This is a genomic window from Sphingopyxis sp. YR583 (assembly GCF_900108295.1).
Taxonomy (GTDB): domain Bacteria; phylum Pseudomonadota; class Alphaproteobacteria; order Sphingomonadales; family Sphingomonadaceae; genus Sphingopyxis.
In genome coordinates, this window is sequence record NZ_FNWK01000001.1 from 1,141,027 (window position 1) to 1,156,185 (window position 15,159).

The 15,159-nt window shown below is 61.1% G+C and carries 11 protein-coding genes; 5 read left to right on the forward strand and 6 right to left on the reverse strand.

Annotation, left to right across the window (positions count from 1 at the left end; genetic code table 11):
* Positions 1-22 precede the first annotated feature (22 nt).
* From BLW56_RS05190 to BLW56_RS05205, 4 genes are all read right to left on the reverse strand, one after another.
* Positions 23-2,581, reverse strand: coding sequence for a TonB-dependent receptor plug domain-containing protein (locus BLW56_RS05190; protein ID WP_093509550.1), 2,559 nt, complete (start codon positions 2,579-2,581; stop codon positions 23-25).
* Between the two features lie 77 nt (positions 2,582-2,658).
* On the reverse strand, positions 2,659-3,630 hold the full coding sequence (locus tag BLW56_RS05195; protein WP_093509551.1) for a FecR family protein: 972 nt from the start codon (positions 3,628-3,630) through the stop codon (positions 2,659-2,661).
* Positions 3,627-4,316, reverse strand: a complete 690-nt coding sequence (locus BLW56_RS05200) for an RNA polymerase sigma factor (protein WP_256203313.1) — start codon at positions 4,314-4,316, stop codon at positions 3,627-3,629. Before BLW56_RS05200 ends, BLW56_RS05195 begins: the two co-directional genes overlap by 4 nt.
* 705 nt (positions 4,317-5,021) lie before the next feature.
* On the reverse strand, positions 5,022-5,360 hold the full coding sequence (locus BLW56_RS05205) for a response regulator transcription factor (RefSeq protein WP_093509553.1): 339 nt from the start codon (positions 5,358-5,360) through the stop codon (positions 5,022-5,024).
* A gap of 554 nt (positions 5,361-5,914) precedes the next feature.
* On the opposite strand from BLW56_RS05205, the gene BLW56_RS05210 reads away from it, so the two are divergent.
* The 4 genes from BLW56_RS05210 to BLW56_RS05225 all read left to right on the forward strand — a co-directional run bounded on the left by BLW56_RS05210 (position 5,915) and on the right by BLW56_RS05225 (position 10,658).
* A complete protein-coding gene (locus tag BLW56_RS05210; RefSeq protein ID WP_143043381.1) occupies positions 5,915-6,469 on the forward strand; it encodes a hypothetical protein in 555 nt (184 codons plus the stop codon).
* Positions 6,470-6,541: 72 nt separating this feature from the next.
* Positions 6,542-7,288 (forward strand): fimbrial biogenesis chaperone, encoded by a 747-nt coding sequence (locus BLW56_RS05215; RefSeq protein ID WP_093509555.1) that lies wholly within the window; start codon positions 6,542-6,544, stop codon positions 7,286-7,288.
* Positions 7,289-7,423: 135 nt separating this feature from the next.
* Positions 7,424-9,769 (forward strand): hypothetical protein, encoded by a 2,346-nt coding sequence (locus BLW56_RS05220; protein WP_093509556.1) that lies wholly within the window; start codon positions 7,424-7,426, stop codon positions 9,767-9,769.
* Between the two features lie 25 nt (positions 9,770-9,794).
* Positions 9,795-10,658, forward strand: a complete 864-nt coding sequence (locus BLW56_RS05225) for a hypothetical protein (RefSeq protein WP_093509557.1) — start codon at positions 9,795-9,797, stop codon at positions 10,656-10,658.
* A gap of 373 nt (positions 10,659-11,031) precedes the next feature.
* On the opposite strand, the gene BLW56_RS20575 is transcribed toward BLW56_RS05225, so the two are convergent.
* On the reverse strand, positions 11,032-11,202 hold the full coding sequence (locus BLW56_RS20575) for a hypothetical protein (protein ID WP_156344032.1): 171 nt from the start codon (positions 11,200-11,202) through the stop codon (positions 11,032-11,034).
* Between the two features lie 1,172 nt (positions 11,203-12,374).
* Between BLW56_RS20575 and BLW56_RS05235 the strand changes: the two genes are divergently transcribed.
* Entirely contained in the window at positions 12,375-13,712 is a 1,338-nt protein-coding gene (locus BLW56_RS05235) for a glycine zipper 2TM domain-containing protein (RefSeq protein ID WP_093509559.1), read from the forward strand.
* A 115-nt stretch (positions 13,713-13,827) separates the two neighbouring features.
* On the opposite strand, the gene BLW56_RS05240 is transcribed toward BLW56_RS05235, so the two are convergent.
* Positions 13,828-14,955, reverse strand: coding sequence for a sensor histidine kinase (locus BLW56_RS05240; RefSeq protein WP_256203314.1), 1,128 nt, complete (start codon positions 14,953-14,955; stop codon positions 13,828-13,830).
* Between the last annotated feature and the right edge of the window lie 204 nt (positions 14,956-15,159).

Genomic DNA, 15,159 nt, shown 5'->3' on the forward strand with positions numbered 1-15,159 from the left:
GTCGGATTGGGAGGTGCGCGCGTTACCAGCGCTTGGAGATACTGAAGCTCACGAAGCGGCCCACCGGCGAATAGTTCGTCGAGTCATACGGCGGCTGATAGACGATCGTCGTCGCGATCGCGGACGGCTTGGTGTTGAACATATTCTCAAGCGAGAGGCTGAGATCGAGCCCGCGTAGTAACGAAGCCCCTTCTTCGAACCGGTAGCGGGCGATGAGATCGACCGTCGTCATCCCGTCGATCGCGAGCGACGTTGCCGTGCGCGCGTCGGATACGCCGCCGGTGTAATTGACGAAGGAAGAGAGGGTGAAGCCGCGATCGGAATAGGCCGCGCCGCCCCGGACCCGAAAATGCGGCGGATTGAAAAGATATCCCGCAAGCGGTTGTTCAGGTTGGAGCGCACTCAGCACCTGCTTGCTATGGATATAGCTTCCATAGAGTGACAGATCGATCTTGCGCGCGCCGCCGACATCGAAGCCATAGCGCGCATCGATGTCGACACCGCGGATCGACTGCGTGCTCGCGTTGACGCGTCGATTGTCGATGATGGCTACTACCTTCGCAGGATCATAGGGAACCGTCGTGGCATTGGTGTAGGTGCCTGCTGCCAAGGCAGCCGCCAGTTTCGCTGCGTTCGGCGATAGAGTCACCTGCTCGCCATATATCGGATTGGATAGCGACGTGCTGCTGTAGAGGATCGGCACGACAACACGGTCGCGGTAATCCACCTCATAATAGGTCACCTCAAGTCGCGCGCCGGCAAGCGCCACGGGATGGGCGACGAACGATGCCGACCAACTCGTCGCTCGCTCCGGTTTCAGTGACAGGTTCCCGCCGGCAAGAAAGAGGACGGTCGCATCCGCGGGATAGGCCGAGCCGCCTAGTCGCGACGCCTGATAGAGGATGGTCGAATTTCCGCTCAACTGTTCGTAGAAAGTTGGCGCGCGGAATGATTTTCCCCAAGTCGCCTTCAGTTCGAAATCGGCGCTCGGCGCATAAATGAGCCCGAACTTGGGCGTAGTAACCCGATACTCGCCGGTATAATCTTCGTACCGAAGCGCGGCGGCCAGGTTGAGACTGTGAAGTCCCGCAATATCCTGAGCGGGGGATGCTATCGGAACATTAATCTCGCCGAATGCATAGACGGTGTCCCGTGTCAGCCTGATATCGCGCGCCGACGCGGCCGGGATAGTCCGCTGGTCATGCCAGTAGTTCGCACGATACCCCCCACCGACGGCAACCCGAATGTCGCCCGACGGCAGGGTAAACAACGGTCCGTCCGCCGCGAGTTCGGCCGACATCCCTTCATTGCAATAGCACCCCGAACCCGCAACCGAAGTAACCCCCGAGATCGTCTGGACCGATCGATAGTCCGAGGAATTCATCGAATAGGTTCCGCTCAGCGACACGGCCCAGCCGGGCGAGACTTTCCAGTCGAGCGACGACGCCAGCGACAGACCTTCGATCTCATATCGCTCGTCGAGGTTGTAGGGCATTGTCGGCACGATCGGGATGATCCGGTTGCTTGAGCGCCGGTTGTACAGGGCATCCAGGCGGATCGAGAGATCGGGAACGATCTGTTGTTCGGCGCCGAACGCAACCGCGTGCCATTTCTGGTTCGGCTGGTACATCAACTCGTCGGCGGGGCCCGTCCCCAGATCGCGTTGCGACGCCTTGATCGCGGTCGTCCGCCCGAATTCGTAAGCGAGCCAGACGCCGCCGCTGTCCCAGCTCGTACCGCCGATCAAGCCATATTGCTGCTGCTCGTTACCGCCGTCCGTCGACGCACCCCAGCGCGCCGAGGCTTCGAGGCCATCAAAGCGCTTTTTCAGCAGGATGTTCGCAACCCCGGCGACCGCGTCCGATCCGTACAGCGCCGATGAACCGTCAGGAACGACCTCGATCCGGTCGAGTGCCAGAAACGGGATAGCCGATACGTCGATCCCCTGCTGCGCGCCACCATAGGCGACGCGGTGACCGTTAAGCAGGGTGAGTGTTGCGTCGCTACCGAGGCCGCGCAGGTTGATGGTCGCCGCCCCGCCAAAGCCGGTACCGCGGCTCTCGGGAACACCATAGCCGACACCGGCGTTGCTACCGCCGCCGAAGTTCTGGGGGATGGTACGGATCACGTCAGCGACGCTCGCCTGCCCGGCGTTGCGCATATCCTCGGCAGTCCGCACAACGACCGGAGATGCGACACTGTTCCCGCGGATACGCGACCCGGTGACAATGATTTCAGCGTCCTCGCTATCGGCCGCGGCGCTTCCGGCCTCGCTTTCCCCCGCGACGATGGCAATCGCGCCCGAGGTGTCGATCCGGTAGCTGAAGCCGGTGCCGCGGAGCAGCGCCGCGAGCGCCGCTTCTGCAGAAAGCGATCCCCGAACGCCGGCCGAACGCGCCCCTCGAATATCGTCCGCCTTGTAGATGATCTGCCGACCGGACTGGCGGCCATAGGCATCGAGCGCCGACTTCAGACTCCCCGCTGCGATATTATAGGCTCGGGTCTGAGCCTGCGCCGGCGTCGCCATCGCGACCACACACACGCCTGTAGCAAGCGTCGCAGCAAGGCTTCTCATCTTCATCGTTTCCCCCTGTACGGCCGCACCCTGTTGCAACCCTCAGGAATAACGACAAACCGGCGTCACATAACCGTAACGCATCAGCTCGAGATTTTTATCGCGTCGGGCGTGACATCGACGCGGAGGCCATAGGCATCGCGCAGCAGCCGGGCGAAGGCCTCCACATTCGAGGCCTGAAACGTGCCGCCGATACGAATGCTCGCAGCCTCGGGATCGGTCACGAGAATCGGGCGCTGGTGGTAACGGCTGAACTCCGCCGCCGCGTCGGCAAGGCTCGTCTGGTCGAAACTGAGCATACCGTCGCGCCAGGCGAGCGCGTTTCCGACACGCTCTTCGGAGCGTTCGGCAACGAGGATCGAGCGGCCATCGCTGATGGCTGACATGCCGCCCGTGATCGTCGCAGACGCCGGGCGCGCGCCTCCGCCGGGAACCTCGTCAATCCGGACCCTGCCCTCGATCACCGATACCGATACCCTCTCACCGTCACGCCGGACCGAAAATTTCGTGCCGAGCACGGTCACCGTCCGGGTTCCTGCATGTACGACAAAGGGCCGGCCCGCATCATGGGCCACCTCGAAATAGGCTTCGCCATCCTCGAGCCATATATCCCGGCGTCCCGAGGACGCCGACGACCGGATCACGCTGCGGGTGTTGAGTTCAACATGGCTGCCGTCGGCAAGCTCGACATTCTTGCGCTCGCCCACGGGAGACCGGAAGGTCAGGGCGACCTGCTGCCGCGCTGCCGGCCGCGGCACGATCTGGATCGAGCCGATCCAGACAGCGACCGCGAGCGAGGCAGCAAGCGCGAAGGGTTTCCAATGTCGGCGCAACGGGCCTTCGATGGGTGGAACCGTCTCCGGCTCAACCCCGAGCGAGCCGATGCGGTCTGCCTCACGCCAGCTATGCTTCAATCGCCAGTAGGCTGCCTTGTTGCCGTCGGATTCGGCAAGCCAGGCGTCGAGATCGACCTGGTCGCTTTCCGACCAGTCACCGTTTTCGCGGCGTATGATCCAGGCGGATGCCTTGTCGGACGCCTCCGCTGCGCGGCTCATATCTCTCTCCCCTGCCGCCCTTTCCGGGCAAGTTTCTGTCTTATGATCTTGCCAGTTCCGCCCAGCATGAAGTCGGCAAGCGCCTTCATACCCATGGAAAGCTGACGCTCGACGGCATCGATGCCGATGCCGAGATGCGCCGCCGTCTCGCGCGTGTTCATGCCTTCGATCTTGCGGAGCAGGACGATCTGGCGGACGCGCGGCGAAAGCCGGTCGATCCCTTCCTGCGTGCGCCGGAGCGCCTCGCGGGCCAGGACATGCCGTTCGGCGGTCAGCAGGTCGGCGTCATGTTGCACGGCCTCGAGATCGGCAACGAGTTCGAACGAAACGATGCGCGCCCGCTTGGCACGGTTGATCAGATGGTTGCGGGCAACCGTAAACAGATAGGGCCTGACCTCGTCCGGCAGGCAGCGGCGGGCACCGGCAATGACCTGCTCGTAAATGTCGTGCCGCAGATCGACGACGTCATCCGCGACCCGCCAGTTGCGCCGGATAAACTGGGTCAGCGCCGCCTCATTCGGCAGCACCTCGCGGCAGAACCAGCTCTCGAGAATATCGTCATCCACCATCGGCGCGCCTGCCTCCCGGGCGATCGTCTGCCCTTCTACCGAAGGAAGACAATTGGTGACAGAAAAGCCGTAACGACTTTTTTTGAAGGCGCGGGCCGCGCCTTCCGTGCGATTCACTACCTAACCCGGTTCATCGATTCTGGCCGATAACAGCCAGTCTGCTTTTTCTTCTGGAAACCCCCAAAGCCGACGGCACCTCATCAGTTAGGGGCAGCGAGAAAGGGCCTTCTGTCGAACTCCCGCCCCTGCAAAGCAAAAACGGCAAACTTCCGTGATTATTGGGGGTCAGACCTAGTATTTTTCCGCATGCCGCACCAGATAGCACTGATCGCATCCCTCAGTTCTGAGCGCCGATGCGACTGAGAGATGCGTCGAAGCTCCCGCTCATTTTGTGGAGCTGCGCCATGCCAAAGGTATCGACTTTTTCGAAGACCGCGCTTTCCTCCTTCGCTTCCGTTCGCCAAGTTCGAAGAGTTCTTTCAAAGCCGGAGATGGAGCGACAATCAGCTGTCGAGAATTGGGAAAATGAAGGCGGTCGTTTCCCCGAGTTTGCTCCACTACGACACCCGTCTTCTGTGGTCGTCACAGGCCCTGAGCAGCTGGCTAACGAGATAGATCAGCTGACAAAAGCTCTCGCCAGCGATTTTGCGAATGGGTGTGTTGGGAAGCGCTACAATACCTATCAGCATCGTTCGCGAGTGATCCGGCAATTGACGGCGTGCAGGGCCGCGCTGTGTTCTGGTCCTCTATAACTCGAACTCAACCGTCAGCGTGACTGCCGATTGCCCTGAGGGCATGGAAGACCCCTTATAAGCAAAGACTTTATTGTTCGGAGATACCTCGCGAAATGGCGACACTTCCGTCTGCCAAGGCACTCCTGCCGCCCTTTCGAGGCTTCGTTTCGACCGGCGCTATGCTAGCGACAACTCCCAAAGTGACATGGCATGGGTTGTCGATGAGCCCTTCTTCCAGCGCCATCGCCACAAGGTGGGCGCGATTGCGCGAACGGGTTTTCAGTTTGAGGTGGCTGATATGGGACTCGACGGTACGCGAATTGATCTCGAGCTCTCGACCGATCTCCTTCGCGGAGGCACCCGAAGCAACGAGCGTCAGCACTTCGAGCTCCCGCGCCGTCATAGGCTGCATCAATATATAAGGCATGATTTCCCTCCGGGGATCGCTCTTGCTGGGTCTTCAGCAAATTTGCGATCCTGGGCAGGCCCACGTGCGGGAATTGCGATTTCCCTTGTTCGACTGCGACTCGGAGTTCATCGACCGGCCCTCTTAGCCTTTGATTAAGATTCATTCAACGAATTAAGCCTCCCATGCTTGCAATAGCTTGCCTGAAATAGATTGCCTGCTGCCCCATCCTGAGAATGACGGCCCAAGCGATCCGAAATCTCGTACCCCTAGAGTACGGGCTAGATCAGAAATGCACATACGTAAAAATACAGACGTATTAACCTGAGTTGTAACATGAATGATATGGTGACATAAAAATCTCATCGGGCATTCACAACAATTCCAAAGTCCTATCTATATTACTTCATGTAGATGAGGATTATTGAGTGATATTGTAAAAACACTTTTCACTATTTTGAAGTTGCTATGAATTTTCGATTTCGATTCACCAATGGATCGAATTCCTTTGCTCGATCATCGGGCATACGAAGCCGGAAATCCCCGGTAACCACTTAAAATCAAGGGAATTATTCATGCGCAATTCACTATTCCTCGCTTCCGCAGCTATCGCATTGGTCGGCTTCAACGCCGCCCCCGCTATGGCGGAAACACTCAGTGTGCAGGGCGTCGTTGCCCCCTATTGCAACGTCAATCTCACCAATGTCTCGAGCGGCACCGCCTCGATCGCCTTCACCGACAACCAGAAGGTCGCGAACCTGCGCCTTTCGTGCAATGCCGCTTCGGGAACGAAGATGGTCACCGATCCGCTGAACGGTGACTTGCTCAGCGCTGCCGGCAATCGCATCAACTATGCGATGACGCTGAAGTCGCCCACCAATGCCAATTTCGTGATCAATGAAACCGACACGGCGCCGGGCAATGCCGAAGCCGTTGGCCTCTTCACGCGGCAGCAGGCCGGCTATGCGCAGAGCGTCGCCAACGGCCTTCCGCTCGAGCTCTGGCTCAATGTGAACGTCGAGAACGCCAATACCCAGCCGGATTTCTCGACCCCCAACGTGTTCCCGGCTGATGCGGCGCCTGCTGGCACCTATACCGAGGTGTTCAGCTTCACCGCTTCGTCCATCTGATCGGACGGGTCATGCATGGGATCGCCTTCACGGGCGGTCCCATGCTGCATTTTGACGGCGGGAACATGTCTCATGCGTATCGCATATTCACTTTGTGCCGCAGCTATCGGGCTTCTCGCCAACGCCTCGCCGGCGCAGGCGCAGGGCTATCAAATCCAGCCCATGCTCGCGACGATCCGCCCCTCGGGCCCCGATTCCCGGCTGACATTGTCGATCAAGAACACCGGCGAAGTGCCGATCATGCTCGAAATGATCCCCTTTCGTGCGAGTGTCGACGAGGCCGGAACGCCGACCCGGGCACCGGAGGACAAGGACCTGCTGGTCTATCCCGCGCAGACGGCCATTCCCCCCGGGCGCGAACAGACCGTACAGATACGCTATATCGGCGATGCCGCCCTCGCCGAGGCGCGGATGTATGGTGTGCGCGTGGCGCAATTGCCGATCGATTTTCGCACCGGCGCCGCGAAGGGCGACGCCAATGCTCAGGCGGATGTGAAGGTCAGCTTCAATTTCCTCAGCCATATCATCGTCTCGCCGGAGTCCGCCCGGTCCGACATCGTTGTCGAGGTCGTCGAGCACAAAGCCGATGGTGGTCTGGCGCTGCGGCTCCGCAATCCCGGAACGGGAATTGCGGTGCTCAACTCGGCGCGTTGGACCTTCACCGACGCCGCAGGAAAGAGCGTGGAGCTCGATACCGACCATGTTCAACTCGGAGATTTTTCGGCGCTCTTGCCGCACCAGGACCGGCTGGCGTCGGTCGCTGCGAAGGATGTCCCCGGACTGACGGGCACGATTACGTCCAAGCTGGAAATACCGTGACGCATGGAGCACTCGCTGCGACACCTTTCAATCTGCCTGTGCGGATCGATGCTCGGCGCCGTCTCCGGCCCGGCATCTGCAACCGTTCAGCCTTCGGACGCGTCGCCCGCAATTACCGCAGACTCAGAGGGCGCAGTGCCCGCTCCGGCAGGCGGTGCTTCGGCCCGGGTTCCGCTCGATGTTCCGCTGACGCTGAACGGAAAGTTCCTCGGCACCATTTCCATCTCGGTTGACGGCAAGGGCGATGGCGAGATCGACGCCAAGCGCTTGCTTGAGCTCCTTGGTCCGGTCATCACCCCGAAAATCAAGGCCCTGATCGAAGCCCGCATCGCGGGGCGCAATATCGTAGCCTTTGCCGCATTCGACGGCGACGGGCTGAGCATCGCCTTCGATACGCTGAGCCTGAGCGTCACGGCGACTTTACCGACCGACGCAACCAGCGCAACCGCGGTGCGCGTGGTCGAGCGCGACGGCGCGCCCGTCCCGCAGACCTTTGATCAGCCCGCCGGTTTTGCTGTTGGCGCCAATATCTCCGCCACCCAGCGCTATGTCCATGACGGGGGTCAGGGCTTCCAGCCACTCAGCGTCGATGTCGACGGCATCATGAACATCGGCGGCTTCGACGGCGTCACCGTGACAGGCGGCATGCGTTATGACGGCAACAATCGCGAACATCCTTGGGAGCGCCGCGAGATCCGGGCCACGCGCGATTTCTATGATAGCGCAGTCCGCGCCACGCTCGGCGAGTTCACCCCGGGCAGCACATCTTTTCAGGGCTCGGGCCGCATCCTCGGCTTCGGAGTCGAACGGGCCTTTTCGACGATACGCCCCTTTCAGAATGTGCGTCCGATCGGCCGCCAGGACTTTGTTCTCGATCGCGAGTCGAGCGTCGAAGTCTATGTCAACGATATCCGTGTCCAGACACTGAGGCTCGCGGCGGGCCGTTACGATATCGGGGACTTTCCCTTCGCCGCAGGACCCAACAATGTGCGGCTGGTCGTCGACGATGTCGGCGGACGCCGCGAGATTCTCGATTTCAACATCTTCAGCGGCGCCGATCTGCTCAATCCGGGGGTCACGGAATTCGGGGGCGCAATCGGGCTTCGCGAGGGTGACACGCGGCTACATTATGGAACGCCCGCCGCGACCGGCTATATCTACCGCGGCATTTCCAATGCTCTGACGTTGGGGGTCAACGCGCAGGCGACGAGTTTCTCGGTCCAGGCCGGCGGGTCGGCGCTATGGGGCTCGCCGCTCGGCTTCATCCAGGTGGAGGCATCGGCGAGCCGGAGCCTCAACGGTTTCGGGTTCGGAACAGCGCTTTCGTTCGACTATCGCGGTGAATTCTCGTTGCTGCGCGAGCGCGATCTGCGACTGAACATCTCTTCGGTGCTGCGTAGCGCCAATTTCCAGGACGCCTTCACGCGCGAAGCCCGCAATCCCCAGGCATGGCAGTCGGCGGTGCTACTCCAGTGGCGCGCGCCGTTCGAGATCAGCATGGGGCTGGGATATGGATATACGAAGATGCGCGGCGACGGGCGCGACATCCAGCGGTTCGATGCGAATATCGGACGCACTTTCGGGCGGTTCAGCGTGAACAGCACAGCGTCGCATATCAACGACGATCGTGGCGGTGATTGGCGCGTGTCGGTCGGCGTCTCGGTGCGCCTCGGCCCGGGCTGGTATGGCGATGTGCGTTACGACAGCAGCACGCAGCGCAAGGAGGTCGAGATCAGCCGGTCGTCCGAAGGCAGGCTCGACGAACTGAGCGGTAATCTCCGCTTTACCGACGAGCGCGAGGGCACCGCCTTGGCGGGGCGGCTCGCCTATATCAACAATCGTTTCGACCTTGTTGTGAACCACAACCGGATCGAATCGCGCAGTCCCGATGGCCCGAGTTCGACCATTTCCGACTGGAATCTCCGCGGATTTATTGGCTTCGCCGACGGAGCGATCGGACTAGGGCGGACGGTGAACGACGGTTTCATCATCGCGCCGGTCCATGACACATTGGCAGGAAGCCAGGTGCGCATCCAATCGGGGGACCGGATCGTGGCGCGATCGGGCCTGTTCGGACCGGCAGTCATTCCCGTAAACCGGGCCTATGGCATCAACCGCTATGAAGTGAAGGTCGATCCGCTCCCCGTCGGCTATGATATCGGCAGCGGCGTCATCAACACATTCCCCGGCTTCGGCTCGGGTTACCGCGCCGAGATCGGCAGCGATGCCTCTCGCATCGCGACCGGGTATCTCGTCGGGCCGCAAGGCCCGCTTTCGCTCGTCGGCGGCACCGTCGAGGCGGTGGACGACAAGAAGCTAGAGCCGCGGCCTTTCTTCACCAACCGCAGCGGCCGCTTCGTCGCCGACCGGCTGGCGCCTGGACATTATCGACTGATCGTCGGCGGCGCCGTCGTCGCCACATTCGAAATCACCCGAGACTCCAAAGGATTGATCGATGTCGGTACGCTCAACACGCCATAGGCTCGCCATCGCCACCCTATGGGGAATGACCGCGGCCGGCACCGCCAATTCTGCCGCAGCTTGCGACGCTTTGGTCGTCGAACAGCCATCGGTGCTACGCCTCGACTATGACGCGTTCGCAAGCGCCCCGGCGGCGGGAAGAATGAATTTTAGCATCGAGAGCCGCTCGGCCGAGCGCTGCGCGATGGACATCGCCTTGCTCGGCCCCGACCGTCTGCCACTCGACGAAACCGAAGTCGGCGATACCGGCGTGCGGGTCCGTTTCAATGCCGGCGCCGGCGACACCGCGATGGCAGCGACCGCGACACCCGGAATCTGGCGCATTCAACTGGATCCCGGCAAACGATACCGCCTATCACTTGAGGTCGTGGCAATTCGCGATGCGGTCGCCGAGGCGGGCGAGCATTCCCAGACGCTCGAAATGGAGCTTCGCGACAGCGGCGCAATTTCGTCCAGCCACGCAGGGAATCCCGTGACTTTTAAGCTTGTCTCGCCGCCGCGGGCTCAGATGAACATTGCCGGCGCGGCGGGCGCTTTCGGCCAGGGGGCCGCGGTGAGCCGCGTCGACTTCGGCGAAATGACGGCGAATGAAGCGCGCCGCGTCTTTCTCCAGGTCCGCGCCAATACCATCTCGCGGCTCACCATCGATTCCGCCAACCGGGGCTTCCTCAAACTGGAAAACGGCAGTCCCGCGGCAGATTCGATCGGCTATTATGCCATCCTGAACGGCATCGAGATCGATTTGCGCCAGCATTATGACGCCATGTTCGATCTGCCGCGCACCCTTGCGGGATCGTCGCTGCCCTTCGATCTGCGGCTGGGCGAAGTGGGGGCGCATGTGGCCGGGACATACAGCGATCTCATCACGATCGAATTCAGCCCGTTATGATGGTTGATATGGACTGGCAGGATGGAACGCGAGTTCAGGAACGGGGTTGCGGCAGCCACCGATCGATACGCCGCCTGCAAGCCACGAAAAGTTCAGCGCGGTAGACATTCGTGAAATGGCCGCTAGCAGACGTTGAAGTCGTCAAATACAAGCACGACTTTCAATGGTTTGCGCGTGAAACCGAACGTCCGATTCGAGGCCCATTGCAGACTTGCACTTGCTTGATGCGAAATGTTCTCCAAGCTAGTAGCGATTTAGACGGGGCACCGAATGTCTGATTTCGGGCGCATAGATGCCCGAAACAGTGAGCAAAACGAAACCGGACCACGTATCGACACGCGGCCCGGCTTGGGAACGATCGGTTAGCCGGAGGCTAGCTGCTCTGCTTGCCCGGCTTTGCCGCTTCTCCGCCCTGCTGAGGCCGCTTGTCGCGGTCCGGCTGGCCGGGCTGACGGCGATTGCCATCTTCCTGCTGGGGCTGGCGCTCGCCTTCCGGTTTGCGGCCCGGCTGGTTGCCGGTCTGGTTCTGGTCGGGGTTGACCATGACCATTCTCCTCTCTTCAAATGCCCGGTAGTGGGCATGGAGAAGACGCGCGGGATAGGGCATTGTTCCTGTTTATCATGCCGGGTCGCGAATTAGGCGATTCCGTCCGGTCGAGCGGCAGCACAGTTTCAGCCTGCTCGCGATAAGCCCGCCGATGAAGGCGAGGACCAGTCTCATTACGAGCATGGAGAGAGACAGGTATCATGGGGCAATAACGATCCTTCCGGAAAGGGCCGCCATACAGAAGACGGCCGCGCCACCAGCGATGGCAGAAGGTCGATCCTACAACGGCGACGGACCAAAGCACGCAGCAGCTTGGATCGCACGTCAGCAAACTAGACACGAAGTTCCCCAAAGCTCCATCCGGGCCGTCGACGAATATGATCGCTCTGCTTTAGCATTGGACATGCATCATCCCCAGATGGGGGATATTGCATCCCCTGCCTTGAGCGCCGGTGCGACTGAGAGATACCTCCATACTCCCGCTCTACGACGGAGCCGGATAATGCCGAATATATCAGAAGTTTTGAAAGGCAGGCGGGCCGCGGCCGCGCCTCGCGTGATAACGCTGCCTTCGCGGCACGAAGCGGACAGGCGATCCACAGTCGAGAGTTGGGAAAATGAAGGCGGCCACTTCCCCGAGTTCGCACCCATCCGAAACCCGAGCGCCGCAGTTCCCGAACCGGCGGTCACCGAATCCGAAATGCAGAGAGCGGAGATAGAGAGCCTCACCCGTAAACTCGCCGACGACTTCGCCAACGGGCGCGTCGGCAAACGGTACAGCACCTATCAACATCGCACACGGGTCATTCGCCAACTGACGGCGATATGGGCCGCAGGGCGCCACTGATCACCCCCGGCAGGCTGCTTGGTGTCCAAGGCCAGCGGCGCATCCACTCCAGTCCGTCATTGCTGTCCGAGCTTCGCGTAGCGGCCCAGGCAGCGAGGGCGCATTTCGCGCGCGTCTCATCAAATTTTCCAGTCGCCCTAAGTCCGTTGATAAAATCCCGATTAAAATAATAAATATTACCGATACAATTTATCACGATAGGAAGAAATGTATCGAATCTTGAAAATATTATTTCATAAAATATAAATATAGAGGAACAATGTCAAATGCGGAGTGTTCATCAATAGAGAGCGGCATCTTGCCAGCTCCAGGAGCCTCCCAAATGTACAGGTTTATTCTCGCGGCGAATATCGCCGCCATCGCCCTTGTTCCGTCCATCGCCGGCGCACGAACGCAGTCGCAGGCGACCTGCGAAGAACAGCGCTCTACGCGTGTCGTCGCCACCATCGGAGGTGCCGCAGCCGGCGGCGTGCTCGGCAATGTCGCCGCCGGTCGTGGCGACAAGACGGTCGGAACCGTGATCGGCGCCGCCGCAGGAGCCGTTCTCGCCAACCAGATCGCCAAACCGACGCGCGATTGCCGCGATGCCTTTGGCTATTACGACAATGAAAATCGCTGGCACGCCACCGGCGTGAACTCCTCCGATGCCCGGGGCTATTATAATCGTGACGGGATATGGGTCGATGGTCCCCCCAACGGTCGATATGGCAGCGATGGCCGCTGGGTCACTTACGCGGCGTCCGGTCGCGGAGAAGGCGACTATCGACCGGGCGGCGAATGGGTGCCCGCATCGGCGAACGGCTATTACGACCGCGACGACCTCTGGGTGCCGGGTTCGGCAGGTGGCCGGTATGACGATCGCGGGCGTTGGATCGGAAACACCGCTTCAAACCCGCCAACTCGCCGCGACGACGCCTATGGCTATTACGACACCGCCGGCGCCTGGCACACGACATCGACCGCGCGCGGCCGGGCTACCGGCTATTATGACCGCGACAACAAGTGGGTCACCGGAACGCCGAACGGCTATTATGACGAGCGGCGCAACTGGATTCCCCAGCGCGAGGACGGAACGGCGAGCGGCAGTTATGACGGCCAGAATCGCTGGATACCGGCCTCTTCGGCCGGTTATTATGATGACAACAACCGCTGGATATCCGGTGCGGCAAGCGGTCACTATGATCAGCGCGGCCGCTGGGTCGCAGGCGTAACCGTCGGCCATTATGACACGAATGGCCAGTGGATTGCCGGCGCCGCGAGCGGGCGCCGCGACGCGAACGGCCAGTGGATCGCCGATCCGCATCCGGGCTATTATGATCGGAATGGCCGATGGAACGCCGGTACGACGACGGGCTATTACGACGCCCGCGGGCGCTGGGTTCCTACCGGGCGCGATGGCATGGGCAGCGACTATGGGGCGAACCGCCCCGCTATCCTCTCGCAGCTCGCCAACCTCGACCAATATGTCCGCACCGCCCGATCGGAACGCACGATCGACAACCGGACGGCCATGAGTGCCAGCCGCGAGCTGCAATCCATTCGCGCCAGCGAGCGGGCCATGCGTCATGACCGTATGGACCGCCTGTCAGCGCGCAATGAAGCCGCGCTTCAGTCGAGGATCGATCGCCTGAATCTTCGCCTGCGGCTCAGCCCGCAGTAAAACGAACGCCCATTAAAAGGGGATCTGCCGCCTCCGCTCAATGCGGGGGCGGCAGCTTATCGTCTCGATCATGGCGGAGTTGGCAGGCCGATCTTGTCAACCGGCCGTGCCCGCTTCAGCCCGCACCGACCGGCGCGTCGTGCACGATCGAAACCCTGGTTCCGGGATTGGCGCCCACCGTTTCGACGGTCGCGTGAAGCTGTCTCGCCAGGGCTTCGACAATACTGGTCCCGAGGCCGGGCTTGGCCGCAGCCAGCTTGCGCGGTGTACCTATGCCGTCGTCACGGACCGTCAGCTTCCATGCCTCGCCCAGCGCATGATAATCCACCAGGATCGTTCCACCGCGTTCGCCCGGGAACGCATGCTTGAGCGCATTGATGACGAGTTCGGTCACGATTAACCCGAGGCTGACCGAGATGTCGGCATTCACCATGCTGTCGTCGGCGCTCACCTTGAGCGAGACAAGATTCGGGTCGCGGATCATCGAGGCGCCGAGGCTCTGGCAAAGCTGCGTGAAGTAGGCACGCAATTGGACCTCGCCCAGCCGCGACGCCGCCAGTTGTTGCTGGACTGTGGCAATCGACATCACGCGATTATGTGCATCGCGAAGATGGCTTCTCGTCTCTTCCGACTGCACCCGCCTCGCGCTCTGCATGAGCACGCTGGCGATGATCTGAAGGCTATTGGCGACGCGATGCTGAAGCTCCTGAAGCAGGATCGCCTTCTCGCGCAACAGGTCATCCTTCAACTTTTCGCTGATCCGCGCTTCGGTCACGTCCGAAATGGTCAGCAGCAAGCGCGGCTGGGCGAGATCGCCATAGTCGAGCATTTTCGCACGGAGCACGAGCCGGCGGGGCGCGCCCGGGCCATCGAGGTCCATTTCATAACATTCTATCTCTGCGTCGCCGTGAAAGGTGACGCCGAGCAATGTCCGAAGTTGCGGCACGTCCCACTCGCCGTCTCCCAGTTCCATCGGCTTCCGCCCAACGGCTTGCCGCCGGTCGAGCGCGAAGGCGCGGCAGAAGGACGTGCTGGCCGCAATGATCGTGAAATTCTGGTCGAGCAGAAGGGCGGGTGCGTCGGAGGCGGTAATGACGGCAAGCGCCAGATTGAGCGCGACGTCGGGGTGGGTGGTGCGGATCATCATGGCCCCTTTCGGGGAGACCGGAGAGCTGACGGGCTTGAAAGCCGGGTCCGGGGAGAAACGGCGCGCTCGCGAATACGACAAGGGCGCCCTGAACATGGAGAGTATATCATGAATGCAGGCGCGGTGCGCGAAGATTCCGTTCCATCGGCGGTTACGCGCGATTGATTGAGCAAGGGGTTCGGTATCGCCTCGTGTCGCCATCGCTCACTAAATCCAAGCGACCGCTTTTAAGTGGCGAGTGACTCGGGCCGAAAGGCTGAAATCGGGGCGCAATGCCGAACGGCCGCTTCCGGAAACCCG

Excerpts from the sequence above, each read along its gene's own strand:
- BLW56_RS20575 (WP_156344032.1), bottom strand. The coding sequence starts at position 11,202 with ATGGTCAACCCCGACCAGAACCAGACCGGCAACCAGCCGGGCCGCAAA.
- BLW56_RS05195 (WP_093509551.1), bottom strand. The coding sequence starts at position 3,630 with ATGAGCCGCGCAGCGGAGGCGTCCGACAAGGCATCCGCCTGGATCATA.
- BLW56_RS05190 (WP_093509550.1), bottom strand. The coding sequence starts at position 2,581 with ATGAAGATGAGAAGCCTTGCTGCGACGCTTGCTACAGGCGTGTGTGTG.
- BLW56_RS05205 (WP_093509553.1), bottom strand. The coding sequence starts at position 5,360 with ATGCCTTATATATTGATGCAGCCTATGACGGCGCGGGAGCTCGAAGTG.
- BLW56_RS05225 (WP_093509557.1), top strand. The coding sequence starts at position 9,795 with ATGACCGCGGCCGGCACCGCCAATTCTGCCGCAGCTTGCGACGCTTTG.
- BLW56_RS05210 (WP_143043381.1), top strand. The coding sequence starts at position 5,915 with ATGCGCAATTCACTATTCCTCGCTTCCGCAGCTATCGCATTGGTCGGC.
- BLW56_RS05235 (WP_093509559.1), top strand. The coding sequence starts at position 12,375 with ATGTACAGGTTTATTCTCGCGGCGAATATCGCCGCCATCGCCCTTGTT.
- BLW56_RS05240 (WP_256203314.1), bottom strand. The coding sequence starts at position 14,955 with ATGTTCAGGGCGCCCTTGTCGTATTCGCGAGCGCGCCGTTTCTCCCCG.
- BLW56_RS05215 (WP_093509555.1), top strand. The coding sequence starts at position 6,542 with ATGCGTATCGCATATTCACTTTGTGCCGCAGCTATCGGGCTTCTCGCC.